Source organism: Alloprevotella sp. oral taxon 473 str. F0040 (genome assembly GCF_000318095.2).
In the GTDB taxonomy this organism is placed as follows: domain Bacteria; phylum Bacteroidota; class Bacteroidia; order Bacteroidales; family Bacteroidaceae; genus Alloprevotella.
Map to the genome: position 1 here is coordinate 518,838 of NZ_KB290717.1, position 20,364 is coordinate 539,201.

Genomic DNA, 20,364 nt, shown 5'->3' on the forward strand with positions numbered 1-20,364 from the left:
GCATGTATTCTAACCAACTGAACTAACGCACCTTGTCGTTTGCGAGTGCAAAGGTAGCACATTCCAACGATACTACCAAACGTTTCGACGTTTTTTTTCTCAAAAAAGCCGTTTTTCTAATTGACTCTGCTCAAATACACACTGATAAACGTGCGCATCTTGAAGAACACCCCCTTTGATAAACCAAGAAGGCAGAACGGCAGTCTGTCGAAACCCCACCTTCTGAAACAATCGTTGTGAAGCAATATTCTCTGATTGTACATAGGCATACAACTGCACCATTGAAAGCTGTCGTGATGCCCAGTCACACAATTGCTGTAAGGCTGCAGTGCCCAAACCTTGTTTTCGATACTGAGCCAGAACAGCCACCCCCACTTCTGCCCTCCTATGTTCAGGAGAGAATTCGACAAGATCTATAAACCCCACAGGAGTTGCAGGACACTTCTCTATAACAAAACGTAATTGACGCAAAGCAAAGATGTCCAGTGTCAGACTTTGCTGTATGAAGTGTTTCATTGCACCGCGAGAAAGCGGCATCAAGTTGGTGCTACATTCTGAAAACTGCGCATCGTTTTCTACCTCATAGAGCAAGTCTAAGTCAGACATTTCCAAAGCACGTAAACGAACTTGTGGTAAATCTCTCATTCAAATACCTCCTTTCCTGTAATCATGACTCCCCAAGAAGGGAAAAATGTAGCCAAATACTGCTTGCCGTTAGTCTTGCGCAAACGGTCTAAAATCTCAGAATAGCCCATTTCTTCAGGAGAGAAGCCATAATAACTATAGGAAGATAAGACTTTTTCCTCTGCTACAAACTGAAGATCCCAAACATCGGTGCGAGCTTCCCATTCTTGTTTTAAGGCCTCAGAGCATACCGCTTGTAGCTGCAGAGGAAGACTCGGCCGTTTTGGCGTAAGAAATCTCGACCAGTTCTTCACCATCTGTTGTAATAAAGCCAACAAAGCACGAGCATAGATGGCACAACGCACCGGAATCCTGAGTGCCAAAGAAGAAGTTGGAAAATGCTTCTGAAAGAAAATCAGCATCGCCTCATAAAAAACATGCACATACCGATATGAATTCTTGTGCGTACTCTCACCTTTATAGTGTACAATGGGCGTAGGCACATAGAAGTTTTGAAAACCAGCTTTCAGAAATCTGTACGAAAGATCGATATCTTCTCCATACATAAAAAAATCCTCATCAAATCCCCCTACCTTATCTAAAGCTGCTCGATTACAAAACATAAACGCCCCGCTCACAATGTCTATGGCTGCCATTTCCTCTTGAGAAAGATAACTCATATAATAATGAGCAAAGCACCTACTTTTTGGGAAAAGCTTCGTCAGCCCCGCCATCTTACAAAAAGCCACCCAAGGTGTAGGCAGTCCACGACGACTTTCTGGTGCAAACGTACCATTAGCTTGCAGCATCGCCACACCTATCGCCCCACAATTGGGGCGTTGTTGAGCTGCCGACAAACAGTCAAGAAGCGTATGCTCGGTGAGAATCGTATCAGGATTAAGAAACAACACATAATCTCCCTTACACTGTCGCAACGCCTGGTTATTGGCGCGTCCAAATCCAACATTATGTCGATTGGCTATAAGATGTAATCTAGCAAAATGATGTTCCTCACCCATTTCTTGAGCAAAGACTTCTCGTAGATAGGGAATAGTGCCATCTTGTGAGTCATTATCCACCACAAACACTTCCACATCAATCTCTGCTGCTTGGCATGAGCGAAACAGACTGTCTAAGCATTGTCGCAAGAAATAGCGCACATTATAAGACACGATGATGACAGAAAGCAACATACTGGGAAGAATAAGGTTTTGGAAAGAAGAAAGATAAGGTCAATCGGCGAGTGTCACTTCGCCATTGGGCAATTCAATGAGCGTACCACGATGCCAGGCAGTGGCCGCAATTTCTTGTGCCAATGGAGTAATCTCTAAAAGATGTGCCCGACAATCAAGTTTCACGACAACGCGCTCCAACACCTCTCCATCAGCTCGCAGAAGTTTCAAGGTAGCCACCCTGAAGGATAAATACTGACTTCCTTCTCTTTCAAAAGCAGCGGGAAAATAGCGAAGCAAAAGACGAGACATCCTGTAGAAATAAAGCACAATGCTACACTCAGTGTTCCCAGAACATAGCATCACGTATAAAAAATTGGCTCTTTAACCAGAAAACATCCTTGAAAGCAAAGACAAATCGTTCACTCCGAGCTCGAAGTTGCTACACTGGCTTCTTTCACACGGTGCAATTTAATCTGGCTGAAGTTGACCACTTGCGGATAAGCCTCCCAAGTACTTGAAGAAGCAAACTGAACAGATACCTTTTTCAGGTTACGCTGCGCAAGAGGCAAACGCACCTCATGATGATTCTGGAAATAATAAATACTATAATAAGTTGTGGACACAGAGTCATTGTCGTAAATAGCAGTGAGGAAAGCCTGCGCCTGCTTATTTCCACCTCCATAGAGCCATTGTGCATCAAAGCTCAAAATCAGAGCTTCATTACGCAAACGCCGACCCTTAGCCAGCCCTTCATATACATAACGGTTAGTCGTTGCAGCATCTAGGAGCACTCGATCTTTATTCCATAACACCACACTATCCGATGCCGTGGCAACCTGTCTGTTTGCTGCCGCATATTGAGCATTGACTTCAGCAATACGACGCTCTAGGTGCGCATTCAGCTGCTTCATTTCCTCTGGATTTCGCAAATAGAAAGCCAAGGAATGCTTATAGTCACTCTCTGAAATCTGATACTTAGCTAGCACCGCTGATTTATATTTCAGATAGTTGCGATGACTCTCTGCGAGCCCCGAATCAGAAGCGGATACCAGCAATCCATTTTCATTGCTCTCTACTTGATTGCCCTCTTGAGCCAGAGAAGTGGCCAGTTGATAATCATAGAGCACCTTTGCCATCTCATCAACAGGCAATACTTTTCGGTCTCTCATTCCAGAAGAACAAGCCACCAACAAGACGACCGCCACTAGGAGCCATCCGCGAAGTAAGCATTTAGAGATTATCATTAAAGGGGCTATCATGAACACAAATGGAAATAAAAAGATAGGATTAGGTGATCAGCAATGCAGCACACAACTTTTCTTGCTCCTAAGGGCTATTGATCGTTGGCTTCGTGCGAATGCTCCTCTGTGCTTGCGGCAGGGGCTTTTGCACCACTGTTCATCAACACAGAGAGATGCTTATGATAAAACAAGATCATAGCCACAGCACCAACAGAAATGGCAGCATCAGCAAAATTAAAAATGGCTCCAAAGAATGTACCCCCTCCTAAGAAAGGCACCCATTCAGGCCACTGAAAGAGAGGGAAGTAAAACATATCCACCACATGTCCATGAAGGAAAGTACCATAACCCTGCCCCATAGGCACAAAATGCGCAGGCAACGCCCCAAAAGAGGCGGCGTAATAAGGAGCACTTTCAGTAAATATCAATCCATAAAACGCATTATCAACGATATTTCCGAAGGCACCTGCAATAATCATTGCTAAGCAGATTACAAAACCTATCGGCGCGCGCTTCTTCACTTCCTTGCTCAAGACATAGATAAAGAAGGCAACTGCACATAAACGGAACACCGTGAGTATGCCAGGCCCTATGAAGTCCATACCAAAAGCCATGCCTCGATTCTCCGTAAAACGAAGTTGAAACCAAGAGGTGATTTCATACGACTCTCCCAATAAGAAATGAGTTTTAATCGCAATTTTGATGATTTGGTCTATGATGATGATACCCATCGGAATCAACACCGCGAGTAGTGCACGCAGTTTCATAAAGGAAAATGTAGGATATTAGGGCACAAATTGAGTGCCTGCCTAGAGTACGGTGATCAAATGAGGAGCTATACGCTGCAGCCAATGGAATGGAGCCTTCTACAAATACCGACTATTTGTAACAAAAGCTCCATTCCAAAGCATCGCAGATGCAATTATTTACCTTGCGCCAACTTAGCTTCTATGCTAAGTGTTGCATGAGGCACAGCACGAAGTCGTTCTTTTGGAATCAATTTCTTGGTGACACGACAGATACCATACGTTTTATTCTCGATGCGCAACAAAGCCTGTTGCAGACCAGTGATAAACTTCTTCAAGCGTTCTGCCGCCACCATCTGCTCTTCCATCGACTGCACACTAGAACCTTCTTCAAGCGTGTGGTAGGTAGGCATCGTGTCGTCGATATCATTGCTATTACGCTTATTGAGTGTGGCGATGATTTCTTCAAACTGTTGACGAGCCACCTCTAACTTTTCATTGATAAGAGCACGGAACTCTGCCAACTCTTCATCAGTGTATCTTGTTTTCTCTGACATAGGATTATAGGTGTTAAAATAATTATGGTCATTATAGTTAACGTCCAAATCGTGCGAGTGGAGGTGAGCCTTTGCTCCACCCCACTGCACAACAGACGTCATCGGTTATACCTTGTTGATTGAGAACTTCACATTCGTTCCGTCCAAATCAAATGTAGTTGCACTTTCCACTTGGGCAGCAAGTTCGATACTTTCTGCCAAAACTTGTCCAGCAATGAAGTCGCGGTAATCATTGATCGCCTTCTCTGCTACGGGCACTGCTTCTACGACAATACGGATGCGGTCGGTGATTTCAAAACCACTATCCTTACGGAAGGCTTGCACACGCTTCACGATTTCACGTGCCACACCTTCATTGCGAAGTTCTTCAGTGAGCGTGATATCCAGCGCTACGGTAAGCGTTCCTTCATTAGCAACACTCCAGCCTGGCATGTCTTCACTGATGATTTCCACATCATTACGTTCTACAACACAAGCTTGACCTTCAACATCAACAGTCAGTGTGCCGTTCTTCTCAAGTTCAGCAATCTGCGCTTGAGAGATGGCGGTCACCACTTCGTTCACTGCCTTCATGAGCTTGCCAAACTTCTTTCCCATCACGCGGAAATTACACTTCACCTTCTTCTCCAACATCTGGCCTTCTACAAAGTCAATGGTTTTCACATTCACTTCGTCAAGCACCAGCTGCTGCACAGCTTCGAGGCGTGTACGAATGAGAGGGTCAGTCACTGGAATAGCAATGCGCTGGAGAGGTTGGCGCACGATGATGCGCTCCTTCTTACGCAATGACAACACAAGCGATGTGGTTTGCTGTGCCAACTCCATGCGAGCCTCCAGTTCTGCATCGATGAGGGTCTCATCGACTTGAGGGAAGCGATCGAGATGTACACTATCTGCTGCAGCACGAGCCGTTCCCGCAGCCAAATCCTTGTAAAGGCGGTCAGCATAGAAAGGTGCAATAGGTGCCATCAATCGGCTCAGCGTGATCAGACAAGTATACAAGGTTTGGTAAGCGGAAAGTTTATCTTGTGTCATCTCACCAGCCCAATAACGCTTACGATTGAGACGTACATACCAGTTAGATAGATTGTCCACCGTGAAAGTTTGGATCAAGCGACCCGCACGCGTAGGCTCATAATCTTCGTAGCAAGCCGTCACTTCGCGCACCAGCGTATTCAGTTCGCTGAGAATCCAGCGGTCAATCTCTGGACGTTCGGCCACTGGCACTTCCGCTGCCTCTGGATCAAAGCTGTCTACATTGGCATACATCGAGAAGAACGAATAGGTCTGAATCAACTTACCAAAGAACGTGCGATTCGTTTCCACCACCCCTTCTGGATCAAACTTCAAGTTGTCCCAAGGAGAAGAGTTCGTAATCATATACCAACGCACTGGATCGCTGCCATATTCTTGGATTGCAGCAAAGGGATCTACAGCATTGCCAAGTCGCTTAGACATCTTCTGCCCGTTCTTGTCCAAAACCAGACCATTAGAAATCACAGCCTTGAAAGCCACAGAGTCAAACACCATGGTCGCAATCGCATGAAGCGTAAAGAACCAACCACGAGTTTGGTCCACACCTTCTGCTATGAAATCAGCAGGATAAACCGTACGATTATCCAAGAGCTCCTTATTTTCAAAAGGATAGTGGATTTGCGCATAAGGCATAGCCCCTGAGTCAAACCACACATCTATAAGATCCGTTTCGCGATAAAGCGGATGCCCGGTAGCAGAAACAAGCACGATATCATCCACATGAGGACGATGCAAGTCGATGCGGTCGTAGTTCTCCTTACTGAAATCGCCAGGCACAAAGCCTTGCTCCTTCAGGGGATTTTTTGCCATCACTCCTGCAGCCACTGACTTTTCAATCTCGTTGTAGAGCTCTTCCACCGAACCGATGCAAAGTTCTTCCTTCTGAGCATTGCGCCAAATGGGCAATGGAGTTCCCCAATAACGCGAACGGCTTAAATTCCAGTCATTCAGATTCTCCAACCACTTACCGAAACGGCCAGTACCCGTGGATTCGGGCTTCCAAAGAATCGTCTTATTGAGTTCCATCATCCGCTCCTTCACAGCCGTAGAGCGAATGAACCAGCTATCCAGTGGATAGTAAAGCACAGGCTTGTCGGTACGCCAGCAGTGAGGATAATTGTGCACATGCTTTTCAATGCGGAAGGCTTGTCCTGCCTGCTTCATTTCCATGCACAAGATGATATCGAGATTCTCCGCTTTTTCAGCTGCTTTCTCGTCATACTTTCCTCCTTCGTTATAACGAGGATCGTAGGCGTTCTTCACGAAGTCGCCAGCATGCTGACCATAAGCCGCAGCTTCTACGCACTTTTCCGCAAAAGCAGGAGCGCAATCTTCGAGCGTATAGTATTTACCAGTGAGGTCCACCATCGGGCGTGTCTCACCAGCTTTGTTGATGATGAAGAGAGAGGGAATGCCAGCCGCTTTGGCCACTTTCGCGTCATCAGCACCGAAAGTAGGCGCAATGTGCACGATACCCGTACCATCTTCCGTGGTGACATAGTCACCAGGAATCACACGGAACGCTGCATCAGCCATTTCCACAAATTGATCTTGTCCCACAGAGAAGGCACAATCACTGTGTTGAGCGGCATATTCGCGCACAAAGTCTGCTGCCGTGTCGGCCACCTTTTCAGAAGGACGCACCCATGGCATCAGTTGAGCGTAACGCATACCAACTAGGTCTGCACCTTTATAATGCTCGACTACACGATAGGGCAACACCTTATCACCAGCCGCATAGCTCATGTCTGCAGTCTCACCTTCCGCTTTGAAATAAGCCGACAGGCGATTCTCTGCCATAATGGCCGTGATGGGTTCTGCTGTGTAGGGATTGAAAGTTTGTACAGCCACATAGTCAATGTTCGGGCCTACACAAAGCGCGGTATTGGAAGGCAAAGTCCAAGGTGTGGTCGTCCAAGCCAAGAACACGGGCTTACCCCACTCTTGCAAGCTTTCGGGAGCATTTAGCACCTCAAACTGGGCCGTAACCGTGGTATCTTTCACATCACGATAAGCACCAGGCTGGTTCAGTTCGTGACTAGAAAGGCCAGTTCCTGCAGCAGGACTATAGGGCTGAATGGTATAGCCTTTATATAATAAGCCTTTCTGATAGAGCTGCTTGAGCAACCACCAGAGTGTTTCAATGTAAGAGTTTTCGTAGGTGATGTAGGGATGCTCCATATCCACCCAATATCCCATAAGGTGCGAAAGGTCGCTCCACTCTTGGGTGTACATCATCACATTGCGACGGCAATGCGCATTGTACTCTTCGATAGAAATCTTCTGGCCAATATCTTCTTTTGTGATACCCAATTCTTTTTCTACGCCCAATTCTACGGGCAATCCATGGGTGTCCCAACCTGCTTTACGATTCACTTGGAATCCCTGCATGGTCTTGTATCGGCAAAAAACGTCCTTAATGGTACGCGCCATCACGTGGTGAATGCCAGGGTGTCCATTGGCAGAGGGAGGACCTTCAAAGAAAACATAGGATGGGCAACCTTCGCGCTCGCTGATGCTGCGATGGAAGAGATCAGCCTCATCCCATTCTTTCAGCACTTCTTCATTAACGGCGTAAAGGTTCATGCCACTACGCTCAGTAAATTTCTTACTCATATTTTGTTGCTCAGTTTTCGTTTCGTGAAAATATACAAGCGCAAAATTACAATAAAAATTGGAGATACGCGAAAGTTGGCTTCAAAAACACATCATTGACCAGCAAACCAAGCTGTTCGTTCACTGGGTATGCCCTTATGGGGAAGCCATTCCCAATGATTTCCAAGTGATGCTCACCAAAGTTCCGACAGTTACAACAAAAATCTCCGAGACTTTCAAAGAAATCTCCGAGAGTTTCTAGAAAAAGTCCGAGAATTGAAAGAAAATCTCCGAGAGTTTGCAAGGAAAGTCCCAGTATTCTAAAGAAAAATATCCAAACTAACAGCAAATCCGCTCATCATATTATGTAATTAAGATTCCTCAAAACTCGAGCAGTACGGTCTTATACTACAGCACACCATTTATCAGTGCAGGTAAGACCGCTGGGTGCATGCACATCTCCTCGACAAACCACACCACTAGCCACTAATAGCCCACGCCCACCAACAATGATTGGCTGTCCTGTTCCTTGACACAGCGCAAAAGGATTGCAGATGGCCATTTTAAGACTCGTCACTGGGAGGTAGGGCTAAGCCATTGATGAAACATCATTTACCTAGGCAATGCACACAATCTCGAGAAACGAAAAAAAAAGCACTAAATACCACAAGAAAAAAGCTAAAATAGCTAAAAAAAAAGACTTTATTCTCGTTTTTTTGCCATGAAAACTATGAAGATAGCTAGAAAAACACTAGCTTTGCACCTAGTTCTATTTTCGCTTATTTAGTAAAAAGCTCACTATACACGAACCAACTTACAAAAGAACTATGACTAAGACTATCAATCTAGTTCAAAAACTAGTAGCCCTCTTGCTCATGATTGTGGGTATGCAGTTCCATGCATACGCCCAGTCATCGCCGGACAACTGGACCATTTCGACTCAGGTCAAAAAATCCGATTGTCAGTCGGACGGTTCTATCAAGGTGATCAACACCAATGATGGTGCCTTGTTCAACCATTCGTATTCACTTCAAGAGAACACTCCTGGAGGTCTGAAAAAGGAACCTCAAACGACTCCTGTCTTTAACTTCATTCCTGCCGGCACCTACACCGTGACCGTAACGGCTCAGCTCAAATCAGATGCCACGCAGAAGTTCACCCGCACCCTCAACAATGTGGTGGTGCCTGGTGACTACAAGCCTTTGGATGCGACACACAATCTCCTTCTTTCTCGTAGCACCTTTGCAGGTTGCCCCACAGGAACTATCGTGCTCAATGTCACGAATCCTAAACCAAGCATGAAGTTCGAGATTATCAAGGCTCCCGCAGGTGTTGCCACGGGTGTTATCACCCCAAAAGACAATGGGGATGGAACATACACTTTACCAGGGGAAAACTATCCCGCTGGTGCCTATGAAGTACACGTTTCTGACCAATGTATGACACGAAGTGTGCACCTTAATGTAAAAGAGATCACAAAACTTCCAACTGCTGAGATAGAGGATTATCGATTATTTTCCACATTCTTTGATAGTGAATACGACAAGACAAATCCTCAGAACAAATATTCCTGCAGTGCACCAATTGTTAACTTCACCTATGACGGGGAGACAATATCTAACCAAGACTTGATGCGTTATCTAAAAGATGGTCTTTTTGAAATAGCGATGTCTACGATTGATAGAGAACCTGCTGATGCGCAATACCACACTATGTCAGACAAACGCAAATATTCTTATGCACTCGATTTCTCTCCAAATGACATTTCTGACAGCTATTCGGATGCTGACAATGCCAAAACCCACAAGATTGTCATTCGCTTAAAAACTTGTCATGACGTAAAGCGTGAGATTATACTTAGAATACCTCGTCCATGGTTTTTAATGAATGATAATCCTCCTTCCCCAACGTGTGGAAAGTACACAGAGGTATATAATATACTTCGTGGTTATAGTGGTATTTTATGCTACCCCGTAACAGTAAAGATTAGAGAGAATTCAATCACTAACCCTGTCATCGGCACAGAAGTATTCAATAAACCTGAAGATCCCCTGTATTCAAAATTCAACTATGATTTTGACAAGGAATACTTTATTGAGATGATTGATGCTAAAGGGAAAACCGTCGTAACCAAGAACTTCATAAGAAAAAATAGATACGAATGGGGAACTCCAGTACTAACAGAGTGCGAGCAAAAGTATAAGATTCCATATAGAGTGGTAACTTGGAAAAACTGTCTACCCTATGACGTAGAAGTAATCAACACCAAAACGAATGAGACAGTACAAAAGGTTACATTCACTACTGACCAACCTATTGAAACGCCAAACTTAGAGCTCGGCGTAACCTACAAATATGTTGCCACAAAAGATGGAATGACTATTACTGACCAACAAACAATTAACCCTCCTAAGAGAGAGTATCTTGCGTATAGTGGCGAAATTTGCAAAAGAGATGTAGGAGTATTCAGAGTTGCGATGGGACTCAAGAATGAAAAAAATCGTACGGTAATCGTTAAACAAGGCTCTAAGGAATTAGGTAGGAACACATCCCCAAGCTGGGATATCTACTTTACCAATATATATATGCCCGCTGGTACATATCAAGTTGAAGTATTACAAGAAGGCTGTCCTCCTACTACTGTGGATGTTGTATGGAAAGGTTTCTACAACCGAGAGAATTTTGGTGCTGAACTCAAACAAACTTGTACTGGTTTGGAAGTAACCCCTACAGGCTTTGCGACATTCGAAAAGAAAAAACTAGAGAACGATACTTATTTCCGCATTCTTGGTGGCCCAGAAGGAGGATATGCTGAAGGGGCAATCAGTCTCAAGGATGTGGAAAAAGGAACGAAATTTATACTTACCAAAGAAGGAACATATCTCTTAGGGCTTATGCTCAATCCATCTACGATGTGTGGTATTGATACCGTAAAAATCAACTATAGCTATAAAAACCTGAGATTAGCTTCACAGCATACTTCGGCCTATGCTTGTGGCGGTGGTTCTACCGATGGGCACATCTTGATTAAAGCCGAAGAGGGTGTAGCACCCTACCGCTACGAATTGTGGGATGAGAACAATACAACTCGAATCATGGGAGCTGGTGGCACACCTCTTCAACCTCTCGAAATCCTATCCAATGGTGTAGCTCACTTTGTACATGGTGTAGCTGGTGACACTTATACGGTCAGAGTGATTGATGCTTGTAACAACAGCTTCCCACAAAAAGTTACGATTACTGACCTCACCAGCCTCACCATTGCAAGCTCTGAATCCAATGTGTACTGCGCAGGTGATCCTATCCAGTTGCAATGTCTGCCCTTGCACCAGTATAAGTGGTATCGCCCCAATGCAAAGCCTGGTGATCCTCCCTTCTCTACTGAGCAGAACCCCATCATCCCCAATGCACGCGTAGAAGATTCTGGTCTCTACAAAGTGGTGGCTGAACCTCTCTTCTGCGCTAAGGGTATTGAAGGCTATGTGAACATCACTGTTCATCCTTGCCACGCTCCTGTGAATCCTCACTTGATGAACAGAGTGCATCGCTAGTTACCAAACTAGATGTTTCAACATTGATTCATTAAGACAACCACACGTCCGTGTCAATTGCTTAGCATTTGACACGGACGTTTTTTTTATGACACACAAACACCGTAGTCTCCCTCTGCATCCTCGCGAGAAGATAGTGGAGACCACAGCACAAAAAAGAAGCATCTTTCTGTTTGATTCAGAAAGATGCTCCATTAGTTGAAAAAAGCAGTTGAGCGATAAGCCGGGTTTTGTGCCTCGTCCTAAAAAAGAAAGACAAGGTGTCCGTCATTTATCTGGATGCACTGTCGCCAGTGCACTCTATCGTTCTACCCTCTGATGTGTGCCCGAAAGCACTCGGACGAGCCGCCCTAATGACACCAGTTTACATGAACTTTCAACTTCCGAGGTGCACAGCTCGTATGTCACCATACGACTGGTGGGCTCTTACCCCACCTTCTCACCCTTACCCCCAGCTCCACTGCGACATGACTGCCGAAGACCTTGCGACCAAATGCGGAACACGAGGCGGTTGTTTTCTTCTGCACGGATTCACTCTCACGAATGACTTCCCATTAAGAAGCGGAATGCTCTATGTTGCCCGGACTTTCCTCGTTTGCCACGAAAGCAAAAGCGACGGACTGCCCAACTGCTGATGGTAAAATTCTACTGCAAAAGTAGTAAAAAATAGCGAGAAGAGCGGTTATCCTCGTTTTTTTTGAGTATTTTTGCTCTAAATAAACCCATTAGCTCACCTTATGAAACACATCATTTGGGTGGTGGTTGTCCTACTTGCCTTGGGGCAACCTATGAAAGCGCAACACTACCAACCCACTTCAGAGAACCTCGAAAACCGCCGCCAGTTTGCCAAAGATCGCTTTGGCATATTCATTCATTGGGGCATCTACGCTCTTTATGCCCAAGGCGAATGGTACCTTCAAGATGCTCGACTCGATCGCTACGAATATGCAAAGGCAGCTAATGCTTTTTATCCTCATGCCTTCAATGCAGCACAATGGATTGAAACCTTTAAGGAGGCAGGGGCTCGCTATGTCACCTTCACCACTCGCCACCATGTTGGTTTCTCGATGTGGGACACCCAACAGAGCGACTACAACATCATGTTCACCCCTTATGGGAAAGACGTCGTGAGGCAACTAGCAGATGCTTGCCACAAACAGAACTTTCCTTTGCATATCTATTATAGCCATATAGACTGGACACGCGACGACTACCCTATAGGCCGTACGGGATTGCACACAGGAAAAGACCCTAAACAAGCGAACTGGGCGGGGTACTTTGATTTTATGAATCGACAACTTACGGAACTCCTCACGCAATATGGGGCGATTCGTGCCGTATGGTTTGATGGATGGTGGGACCAAGAAAGAGCGAAACCCACTTTTAATTGGCAACTACCTGAACAGTATGCCCTCATTCACCGTTTGCAGCCTGGCTGCCTCATCGGAAACAACCATCACCAAACGCCCTATGAGGGAGAAGACATACAGCTCTTTGAAAGAGACGTTCCTGGTGAAAACAAGGCTGGACTAAGTGGACAAGCTGTTAGTAGGCTTCCACTCGAAACCTGCGAGACGATGAATGGTATGTGGGGCTATAAAGTGGCGGACACGAACTACAAATCTACTGAAGAACTCATTCGCTTATTGGTGCGCACAGCAGGAAAGGGAGCGAACCTCTTGCTGAATATTGGGCCTCAGCCCGATGGCAACCTTCCTGCAACGGCAGTGACACGCTTGAAAGAGATGGGAACGTGGCTGAAAAGCCATGGTGTCACGATCTATGACACAGAAGCAGGAGGATGGGGAGATGGAGAAAAGGTGGTCAGCACGCGCCAAGGCAAGACGATCTATGTGCATGTGCTAGATGCCACACTCGACTCGCTGCATATAGACTGTACTGCTTCTGTGCAACGCATCACGGACTTTGCTAATAATGCTCCGATGCGATTCACACAACGAAATGGAAAACTGACTTGCAAGCTACCACCACAAACTGAAGTGGATCGCATCGTGGTGCTGCATCTCAAATAATCAACATCATGAAACCTTCTCTTCGCTGTTTCATCCTCTGCATGTTCTTCATCTTCTGTGGGGCTCTTCAAGCTATGGTGCCCCAGAACAACGTGCTGCGCGACGACATTCGCACGCTTCGCACGGAGATTGGAGGTGAGTTAAGCCCAATGCCTGTGTTGCAACTACACAGTCGAGAGCAGGTGGTGGTGAGCTTCGACCAGCTGTCGCACGAAGGTCGTAGATTTTTCTACCGCATACAACATTGTAATTTCGACTGGCAACCTGCTGAAGGTATTTTCTTGAATGAATTTATGGAATCAAACCAAGACGAGGTGTGGATAGACAAAGGCATCGAAAGCCAGAACACAACAACGCTTTACACTCACTATCGCTTTCACTTTCCAAGTGCAGAAGCGAAACCGCTGCTCTCAGGTAACTATCTACTGACCATCTATGATGATTCGTCAGAAAACCCAGAGGCTGTGGCTGAAGTTCGCCTACGTATGGTTGAGCCCCTGGTGAGCATCACTGGGCGTGTACTCACCAACACTGACATAGACTGGAATGCTGCCCATCAACAGCTGGAGATGGAAGTGAAAGCGGAAAGACTAGCTGGAGACTTGCGCTCTGGCATTCGCACCATCGTCTTACAAAATGGTCGAAGCGACAATGCTGCGGTTGCTATTCCTCCTACGGCGCAGATGGGGAACTCGTTGCTATGGAAGCATGCTCAGGGCCTCATCTTTGAAGCAGGCAACGAATACAGACGATTTGAACTCTTATCCGTCCGTACCCCTGGGTTGCGGGTTCAACAGTTGCAATGGTTTCCTCCCTATTATCACGCCACACTCGCTGAAGATGATATGCGCCGTAGCTATCTTGTCCAAGGGGATCGCAACGGAACGGCTGTGATTCGCAACACGGACAATGGGGATGCAGACACGGAAAGTGACTATGTGCTCACACATTTCACCCTTGAAGGGGAGGAAATCCCCAATGCTTCGGTGTTTGTTAACGGACAATGGAGTTATGGGAATTTGACTCCATCCTATCAACTACATTATCATGAGGAACGACAAGCCTATGAAGGAGTGGTGTTGCTGAAACAAGGTTATTACAACTATATTTACCTCACTCGATCTCAAAAGACACAAAATGGCAGCACAGCGGCCACAGAAGGAAACTTCTATCAAACGACTAATGATTATACCATCCTAGTGTATGCTCGTTTGGCCGCTGACCGATATGACAGACTGGTCGGCGTAGCTACCCTAAGATCCTAATGTCTTCATCTATATCCCGAGCTTCTCTTCTCTGAAATACCCCTATATCTTCTCTCACTTCTACACATTTTTTCTTCATGATTACTCTCCCCGAAATCACTTTTGCCAATGTACTAGATTATATCGGAACGCTTGCTTTTGCCATCTCCGGCATCCGCTTGGCTAGTGCGAAACGGTTTGACCTTTTCGGAGCTTACGTAGTGGGACTTGCCACGGCTATTGGTGGTGGAACCATGCGTGACTTGTTGCTGGACGTACCAGTGTTTTGGATGAACAACAGCATATATTTCATCATCAATCTCCTGGCTCTGCTTCTTGTCGTGCTGTTTGGCAAGTTGGTGATTCGGCAGAAGAACACTTGGTTTATCTTTGACACCATCGGTCTAGGCATGTTTGCGGTGATAGGGATTGAGAAATCTTTGGCCGTGGGTTACCCTTTTTGGGTGGCCATTGTCATGGGATCCATCACAGGTGCAGGTGGCGGTGTGATTCGCGACGTGTTTCTGAACGAGATTCCTCTGATTTTTCGTGCGGAAATCTACGCCGTTGCTTGTGTGTTTGGAGGACTAGCCTACTGGGTTTGCTATGCCATGGGCATGGGAAATGTGCCCTGTGGATTGGTGTGTGGCACTGTGGTGATTTTATCGCGTGTTTTAGCCGTGCGCTACCGCATCAACCTCCCCACCTTGCGCGATGATGAGATGCCGGAATAAATGGCATTTTGAGCATTTTTTCTCCTTGTATATCCTAACTCCTATATAATTACTCATGAAAAACTTTTGCCATTTTGGGCTGCTTCTCTTTTGTGGAAGTGCAATGCTAGGAAATCTGCGCATGTCGGCGCAAACGAATGTTGCGCCTAACAACAAGAAGGAAGCCAGCTTACTTGCTCCCAAAGATGGATTCTACCTTGTAGAGTCACCTAACGACTGCCAAAGAGGAAAACGATATGTCTTTGGAAGTTCCATTTTATCGCCTACTCAGGCTATTCTCTCACAAGAGGATGACAGAGAAAATAGAAAAGTAGAGCCCATTGCGGCCACCATAGTGAATGGGGATGCGATTTTCTCAGTTCCGAAACAAGCTATCTGGCACTACGAAGCGGATGAAAAAGGACATACTCATTTAGTGAATGCTCAAAGCCAGCAACAAATGGCAGTGTGGGAATATGCTAAATCTAAGACTAAAGCCTCTAAGGAAAAAGAGGTCTTTACGGTCAAGAACAACAATCGTGAAAACAACATCTCTACGAGGATGTTTATTGAGAGTTTTCCTCTCAACGACATCCAATACAGAACCTGTGATAGTCCACAATGGTTTGGACTTTCTTTCTATGAAAAGTCTCTTTCACGACAAAGAGTGTATGTAGAATGGACAGATGGCGCAGAGAGCTATAACTTCAAAAAATATAACTACCCTACTGCGGGAGCCTATATAAAAAACAGCCCTAATCTGATTTCTCCAACTAGGGTGTTTCGTTTTTTTGCTCAAGGAGAGGCTCTGCCGTCTACGTATGTCGCCACTCAGCGCATTCGTTTTTCATCTCCTGGCTATCGCACCTTCTTTGCGCCGCATGCCTACAAGATACCAGAAAACGTGAAAGCCTATTATGCGCAAAGAAAGGGTCAGCAACTCAATCTATACCCGATTTCTAAGACCATTCCTGCCTGCACTGCGGTGATTCTCTATAAAGCAGTGGCTGGAGACGTGGAACTGCAACTTACGTTTGAAGATACTCCCCCACTTGAAGCGCGCAATGACTTGAAAGGGACTAGGCGCGACATCCCAATAGAAGAAGTGGAGGCTTCTCGCTTTCAGTATCTTGGATTGACGGTAGAGGCTGATGCTCCCGACGATTGGTATTTTGCTAGAATAAAAAGCAATATCCCTAAAGGAAAAGCCGTGTTGGCTGAAGAGAAAGTGCAGGGTAAACGGTCGCACACACAAGTACTCAGTATTAAAGTTCACGACACGGTTCCTACCTCTGTTGCTTCAACGACTAAGACTAGTTCGCCTCAAGACACAAAGCCTGCGATGAGATATGACCTGAAAGGACTCCCCTTGCTTCATCCTCATAAAGGGGAGGTCTACATCCAAAATGGGAAAATTAGAATCATGGAATAGCTTTCAGATCAAAAAGCTCTCGATTACGACAGAACAGTCTCAACTACGATAATCACAAAAAAGTCCTACTTTCCTCGAATACACTGTGGAAAGTAGGACTTACTTAGTTTATTATCTATCCTAGAAATTATGCCGTTGCTGTCTTATTCACACAGGAACAACGCATATTAAGGATAGACATCTGATTTTGCGATGATTTATTTCGCTTGTGCTTCTGCATTTTGAATCATCTGCTGTGAAGCATAGAGATAAACTTCTACGCGACGATTCTCTTTTTTACCCGCTGCAGTGCTGTTGTCAGCTACAGGGAAATCTTCGCCATGGCCAGTCACTTCGCGTATTTGCGTACTCTTTGCACCCATGCTTTGGAGGTAGCTACTTACGCTTTCAGCACGTTGAAGAGAAAGTTGCTGATTCTTAGCCTTAGATTGCTCAGCTGTGCTGTTCTTCCAACCTGCATTGTCAGTATAACCCATGATAGACACGTCCATGTCACTGTTGGGTACAAGTACTTCCTTTGCAAACTTAGAAAGAGAACTCTTAGCAGAAGGAGAAAGTTGTGAGTTACCAGTAGCAAAAAGAATACCGCTGTCGAAAGTTACCTTGACATACTTCACACCATTCTGACCTTCGAGCACTTCAGCCTTAGCGTTTGCTACCTGTTCAGCAGCAGCCTTAGCCTTGTCCATGCGGTTGCCAATGATGACACCTGCACCACCACCTACAGCAGTACCGATGGCTGCACCAATTGCAGTGCCTTTACCGTCCTTACTGATGAGATAGCCAGCCAATGCACCAAGTGCTGCACCAGCACCACCACCTAAGAGGCCACCCTTGGCTTTGTTGCTCCATTCACCACAAGAGGTGAACATCATAGATGCGCAAAGCGCAACTGCTGCAAATTTGATTCCTTTCATAATAAGTTTTGTTTCTAGTAAATATGATAGTTCTTAATGGATTTTGTATACAAAAATACTCATTACCCAAGGAGAAGCAAAAGAAATAAAGAAAAAAGTTGTATCTTTGCACGCAAATATCAAAAGTGTGCGAAATAATCGCATCAAAATTCTCAGTATAACTAACAAAACAAGCATTCTGCCATGGAAAATACTCAATTTCCACCTCAAAATCAAGGTAATGCTGATGCGCACCTCGCTCATGACAGTGCGCAAAACTCTGATTATGGTGCACAGAATCCTAACCCTAACGCACCTTATTCCCAAGAAATGAATTCTCCTCACGTGGCTGGCATGCCTCCAATGCCTCCTAAGAAGAAGAATAAATGGCTCTATTGGTTCCTTCCGCTCGTTATCATTCTAGGACTAGGTGGGGGACTTTTTGGCTGGTACTACATCAATGGTAGTCAAAATGAAGAAACAGCCTACACTACTCTATTGGGCAATGAGAATGTTCAAGATTATGAGAATTATCTAGAGCGTTTTCCCAATGGCGAACATGCTGCTGAGGTGCGCGAACGGCTGGCACAACTGAAAACGATGTATGCTGACTGGACTAGAATTGCCAATAGCGAATATGCCTCTGACTTCGAACGATTCAAACAGCAATATCCCGCTAGCCAACTCGTCAAACAGTGTGAACTCAAGATTGACTCCCTGGATTGGGTTACAGCTCTCAAGCTAAACACTCCTGAAGCTATGGCTGAATATATGGACAAGCATCCTGAAGGTCGCTATATCTCTGAAGCTGGCATTGCTCAAAACACTCTTGCTACTACACAAGTAGACGAAACGGAACGCAGTAGTATCTCAGAGGTGCTTACCGACTTTTATCAAGCGTTTGCCCAAAATGACGATGCGACACTCTGCACCTTCATCACTCCCACTATGTCGCAGTTTCTCTCTAAGAAGAATGCCACAAAAGCGGACGTGGTGAGCCTTGTAAAAAGCACCTATTCTGAAGATATCGAAAACTGCTCATTCGTGTTGAATAATGATTATGAGATTACGAAAAAGGTGAGCAACGAGGGTAAGGTGACTTATCAAGTGAGCTTTAGTGTGGATCAACACATCCAACGCAGTGGTGAAGGGAAAACTTTTGGCTCGTACACTGCTAACGCTACTATCACAAATGACCTCAAGATTTCGTCATTAACGATGAAGGAGATTTCTCGTCAAAACAAATAATCATCGTTCCTAGACATCAGGACTTACATCAACCATAAAGCAAAACATCTATGCTCGTTATCAACAACTACGAAGAATTTGCTTCACACCTCGGTCAAGTGCTCGGCACTTCCGAATGGCTTGAAGTGCCACAAGACCGTATCAACCTCTTTGCTGACGCGACTCTCGACCATCAGTGGATTCACGTTGATGCTGAAAAAGCAAAGTCTGGCCCATTTGGTCAAACCATCGTGCATGGCTATCTCACCCTCTCTCTCCTTCCTCACTTGTGGGGCCAAATCATTGATGTGCGTAACATCAAAATGATGGTGAACTACGGAATGGACAAGATGAAATTTGGTCAAGCTGTGCTTTCTGGTCAGCAGATTCGTCTCACTGCTACGCTCGCATCTATCGCAGATCTTCGTGGCGTATGCAAAGCTGAAATTAAATTTACGATTGAGATTAAGGATCAGAAGAAGCCTGCACTCACAGGTGTAGCTACTTTCTTGTATCACTTTGCTTAATCTCTACCTCTCCTTTTCACCGCGTGTGGACTGTTGCTGCTACACGACATAGAGCGCATGCTGCGCTCAACGTCGTAGCTGTAAGCCAGTCCACACGCGATGTCCATTTTATCTATTGCCTCAACAAACATTCGTCTAAGATGAAGGATACCTATCGTACGATCTCTACTGCAGGTGAAGCGATTTATACCGAAAAGCGAAGCAAGTTTATCGCCTTCGCAGAGCATGTGGCTGATGAAGAAGCAGTAAAATCTCGTATGGCTGCGCTACGCAAACAATTCTACGATGCTCGCCACGTGTGCTATGCTTATGTTTTAGGCAATGATGCAAGCACCACTCGCGCAAACGATGATGGAGAACCTTCAGGCTCGGCAGGCCGACCTATCCTTGGACAAATTCATTCTGCTGATCTGACCTATACTCTGGTAGTCGTGGTGCGCTATTTTGGCGGAGTGAAGTTAGGTACGGGTGGTTTGGTCGTAGCCTATAAGACTGCTGCCGCTGCCGCTATCGAAGCAGCTAGCATAGAGGAGAAGATTGTCATGCAACGATTTATTGTTGAGGTGCCCTACACCGAAGCGGACACAGCCATGCGTTTTGTGCGAGACGGTGAAGGAGAAATTGTAAATCGCGACTATACGGCCTCCCATCAAATACTCACCATCGAGGTGCGCACCTCTCTCTTAGCCTCTTTGCAAGAGCGACTTCGCAAGATTTATTCATTGTCCATCAAAGACGAGAAGGCTTTATAAGCCGTAAACTCTTTCT

At 45.5% G+C, this 20,364-nt stretch carries 17 protein-coding genes, 1 tRNA gene and 1 other RNA gene (1 of these 19 cut by a window edge); 8 read left to right on the plus strand and 11 right to left on the minus strand.

All coding sequences use genetic code 11. The features are described from left to right. The 9 genes from HMPREF9999_RS07765 to HMPREF9999_RS10490 all read right to left on the minus strand — a co-directional run. A tRNA-OTHER gene (locus HMPREF9999_RS07765) sits at positions 1–32 on the minus strand; it reaches 53 nt to the left of the window's first position. A gap of 67 nt (positions 33–99) precedes the next feature. Next, positions 100–645, minus strand: coding sequence for a GNAT family N-acetyltransferase (locus HMPREF9999_RS07770; protein ID WP_009752161.1), 546 nt, complete (start codon positions 643–645; stop codon positions 100–102). Next, the gene (locus HMPREF9999_RS07775) at positions 642–1,817 is read right to left on the minus strand and encodes a glycosyltransferase family 2 protein (protein WP_009752162.1); all 1,176 of its coding nucleotides are present in this window, start codon (positions 1,815–1,817) and stop codon (positions 642–644) included. The genes HMPREF9999_RS07770 and HMPREF9999_RS07775 overlap by 4 nt, the downstream gene beginning before the upstream one ends. A 39-nt stretch (positions 1,818–1,856) precedes the next feature. After that, positions 1,857–2,108 carry a hypothetical protein gene (locus HMPREF9999_RS07780; RefSeq protein WP_009752163.1) on the minus strand — a complete coding sequence of 84 codons (252 nt, stop codon included), beginning with the start codon at positions 2,106–2,108 and terminating at the stop codon, positions 1,857–1,859. Between the two features lie 110 nt (positions 2,109–2,218). Beyond that, positions 2,219–3,058 (minus strand): DUF4296 domain-containing protein, encoded by an 840-nt coding sequence (locus HMPREF9999_RS07785; protein WP_009752164.1) that lies wholly within the window; start codon positions 3,056–3,058, stop codon positions 2,219–2,221. Positions 3,059–3,132: 74 nt separating this feature from the next. Further along, a complete protein-coding gene (locus HMPREF9999_RS07790) occupies positions 3,133–3,807 on the minus strand; it encodes a lipoprotein signal peptidase (protein WP_009752165.1) in 675 nt (224 codons plus the stop codon). Positions 3,808–3,962: 155 nt separating this feature from the next. Continuing rightward, positions 3,963–4,343 carry a TraR/DksA family transcriptional regulator gene (locus HMPREF9999_RS07795; RefSeq protein ID WP_044063366.1) on the minus strand — a complete coding sequence of 127 codons (381 nt, stop codon included), beginning with the start codon at positions 4,341–4,343 and terminating at the stop codon, positions 3,963–3,965. Positions 4,344–4,448: 105 nt separating this feature from the next. Further along, positions 4,449–7,994, minus strand: coding sequence for an isoleucine--tRNA ligase (gene ileS, locus HMPREF9999_RS07800; protein ID WP_009752167.1), 3,546 nt, complete (start codon positions 7,992–7,994; stop codon positions 4,449–4,451). Positions 7,995–8,376: 382 nt separating this feature from the next. Next, entirely contained in the window at positions 8,377–8,550 is a 174-nt protein-coding gene (locus HMPREF9999_RS10490) for a hypothetical protein (RefSeq protein WP_157049636.1), read from the minus strand. 250 nt (positions 8,551–8,800) lie between these two features. Here HMPREF9999_RS10490 and HMPREF9999_RS07810 point away from each other — a divergent pair, with 250 nt between their 5' ends. Then, entirely contained in the window at positions 8,801–11,524 is a 2,724-nt protein-coding gene (locus HMPREF9999_RS07810) for an immunoglobulin domain-containing protein (protein ID WP_009752170.1), read from the plus strand. Between the two features lie 203 nt (positions 11,525–11,727). Here the strand turns inward: HMPREF9999_RS07810 and rnpB are convergent. Next, an RNA gene (rnpB, locus tag HMPREF9999_RS10025) (RNase P RNA component class A) lies at positions 11,728–12,156 on the minus strand. Positions 12,157–12,261: 105 nt separating this feature from the next. Between rnpB and HMPREF9999_RS07815 the strand changes: the two genes are divergently transcribed. The 4 genes from HMPREF9999_RS07815 (at position 12,262) to HMPREF9999_RS07830 (ending at position 16,946) form a co-directional block, all read left to right on the plus strand. Then, positions 12,262–13,557 carry an alpha-L-fucosidase gene (locus HMPREF9999_RS07815; protein ID WP_009752171.1) on the plus strand — a complete coding sequence of 432 codons (1,296 nt, stop codon included), beginning with the start codon at positions 12,262–12,264 and terminating at the stop codon, positions 13,555–13,557. 8 nt (positions 13,558–13,565) lie between these two features. Then, a complete protein-coding gene (locus tag HMPREF9999_RS07820; RefSeq protein WP_052316499.1) occupies positions 13,566–14,822 on the plus strand; it encodes a DUF5103 domain-containing protein in 1,257 nt (418 codons plus the stop codon). Positions 14,823–14,899: 77 nt separating this feature from the next. Continuing rightward, positions 14,900–15,535, plus strand: coding sequence for a trimeric intracellular cation channel family protein (locus tag HMPREF9999_RS07825; RefSeq protein WP_009752173.1), 636 nt, complete (start codon positions 14,900–14,902; stop codon positions 15,533–15,535). A gap of 55 nt (positions 15,536–15,590) precedes the next feature. Beyond that, positions 15,591–16,946, plus strand: a complete 1,356-nt coding sequence (locus tag HMPREF9999_RS07830; RefSeq protein WP_009752174.1) for a hypothetical protein — start codon at positions 15,591–15,593, stop codon at positions 16,944–16,946. A gap of 197 nt (positions 16,947–17,143) precedes the next feature. Here the strand turns inward: HMPREF9999_RS07830 and HMPREF9999_RS07835 are convergent, their stop codons facing one another. Continuing rightward, positions 17,144–17,863: an OmpA family protein gene (locus tag HMPREF9999_RS07835; RefSeq protein ID WP_009752175.1), complete on the minus strand. Its 720-nt coding sequence runs from the start codon at positions 17,861–17,863 to the stop codon at positions 17,144–17,146. 183 nt (positions 17,864–18,046) lie between these two features. Between HMPREF9999_RS07835 and HMPREF9999_RS07840 the strand changes: the two genes are divergently transcribed. From HMPREF9999_RS07840 to HMPREF9999_RS07850, 3 genes are all read left to right on the plus strand, one after another. Then, entirely contained in the window at positions 18,047–19,090 is a 1,044-nt protein-coding gene (locus tag HMPREF9999_RS07840; protein WP_009752176.1) for a hypothetical protein, read from the plus strand. Between the two features lie 50 nt (positions 19,091–19,140). Further along, positions 19,141–19,596, plus strand: a complete 456-nt coding sequence (locus HMPREF9999_RS07845) for a MaoC family dehydratase (protein WP_009752177.1) — start codon at positions 19,141–19,143, stop codon at positions 19,594–19,596. Between the two features lie 140 nt (positions 19,597–19,736). Next, positions 19,737–20,348 carry an IMPACT family protein gene (locus HMPREF9999_RS07850; protein ID WP_009752178.1) on the plus strand — a complete coding sequence of 204 codons (612 nt, stop codon included), beginning with the start codon at positions 19,737–19,739 and terminating at the stop codon, positions 20,346–20,348. Positions 20,349–20,364: the final 16 nt, after the last annotated feature.

What these genes read in the sequence shown, in the direction of transcription:
- HMPREF9999_RS07770 (WP_009752161.1), bottom strand. Translation starts at nt 645, where the DNA reads ATGAGAGATTTACCACAAGTTCGTTTACGTGCTTTGGAAATGTCTGAC.
- HMPREF9999_RS07775 (WP_009752162.1), bottom strand. Translation starts at nt 1,817, where the DNA reads ATGTTGCTTTCTGTCATCATCGTGTCTTATAATGTGCGCTATTTCTTG.
- HMPREF9999_RS07780 (WP_009752163.1), bottom strand. Translation starts at nt 2,108, where the DNA reads ATGTCTCGTCTTTTGCTTCGCTATTTTCCCGCTGCTTTTGAAAGAGAA.
- HMPREF9999_RS07785 (WP_009752164.1), bottom strand. Translation starts at nt 3,058, where the DNA reads ATGATAGCCCCTTTAATGATAATCTCTAAATGCTTACTTCGCGGATGG.
- HMPREF9999_RS07790 (WP_009752165.1), bottom strand. Translation starts at nt 3,807, where the DNA reads ATGAAACTGCGTGCACTACTCGCGGTGTTGATTCCGATGGGTATCATC.
- HMPREF9999_RS07795 (WP_044063366.1), bottom strand. Translation starts at nt 4,343, where the DNA reads ATGTCAGAGAAAACAAGATACACTGATGAAGAGTTGGCAGAGTTCCGT.
- ileS (WP_009752167.1), bottom strand. Translation starts at nt 7,994, where the DNA reads ATGAGTAAGAAATTTACTGAGCGTAGTGGCATGAACCTTTACGCCGTT.
- HMPREF9999_RS07810 (WP_009752170.1), top strand. Translation starts at nt 8,801, where the DNA reads ATGACTAAGACTATCAATCTAGTTCAAAAACTAGTAGCCCTCTTGCTC.
- HMPREF9999_RS07815 (WP_009752171.1), top strand. Translation starts at nt 12,262, where the DNA reads ATGAAACACATCATTTGGGTGGTGGTTGTCCTACTTGCCTTGGGGCAA.
- HMPREF9999_RS07820 (WP_052316499.1), top strand. Translation starts at nt 13,566, where the DNA reads ATGAAACCTTCTCTTCGCTGTTTCATCCTCTGCATGTTCTTCATCTTC.
- HMPREF9999_RS07825 (WP_009752173.1), top strand. Translation starts at nt 14,900, where the DNA reads ATGATTACTCTCCCCGAAATCACTTTTGCCAATGTACTAGATTATATC.
- HMPREF9999_RS07830 (WP_009752174.1), top strand. Translation starts at nt 15,591, where the DNA reads ATGAAAAACTTTTGCCATTTTGGGCTGCTTCTCTTTTGTGGAAGTGCA.
- HMPREF9999_RS07835 (WP_009752175.1), bottom strand. Translation starts at nt 17,863, where the DNA reads ATGAAAGGAATCAAATTTGCAGCAGTTGCGCTTTGCGCATCTATGATG.
- HMPREF9999_RS07840 (WP_009752176.1), top strand. Translation starts at nt 18,047, where the DNA reads ATGGAAAATACTCAATTTCCACCTCAAAATCAAGGTAATGCTGATGCG.
- HMPREF9999_RS07845 (WP_009752177.1), top strand. Translation starts at nt 19,141, where the DNA reads ATGCTCGTTATCAACAACTACGAAGAATTTGCTTCACACCTCGGTCAA.
- HMPREF9999_RS07850 (WP_009752178.1), top strand. Translation starts at nt 19,737, where the DNA reads ATGAAGGATACCTATCGTACGATCTCTACTGCAGGTGAAGCGATTTAT.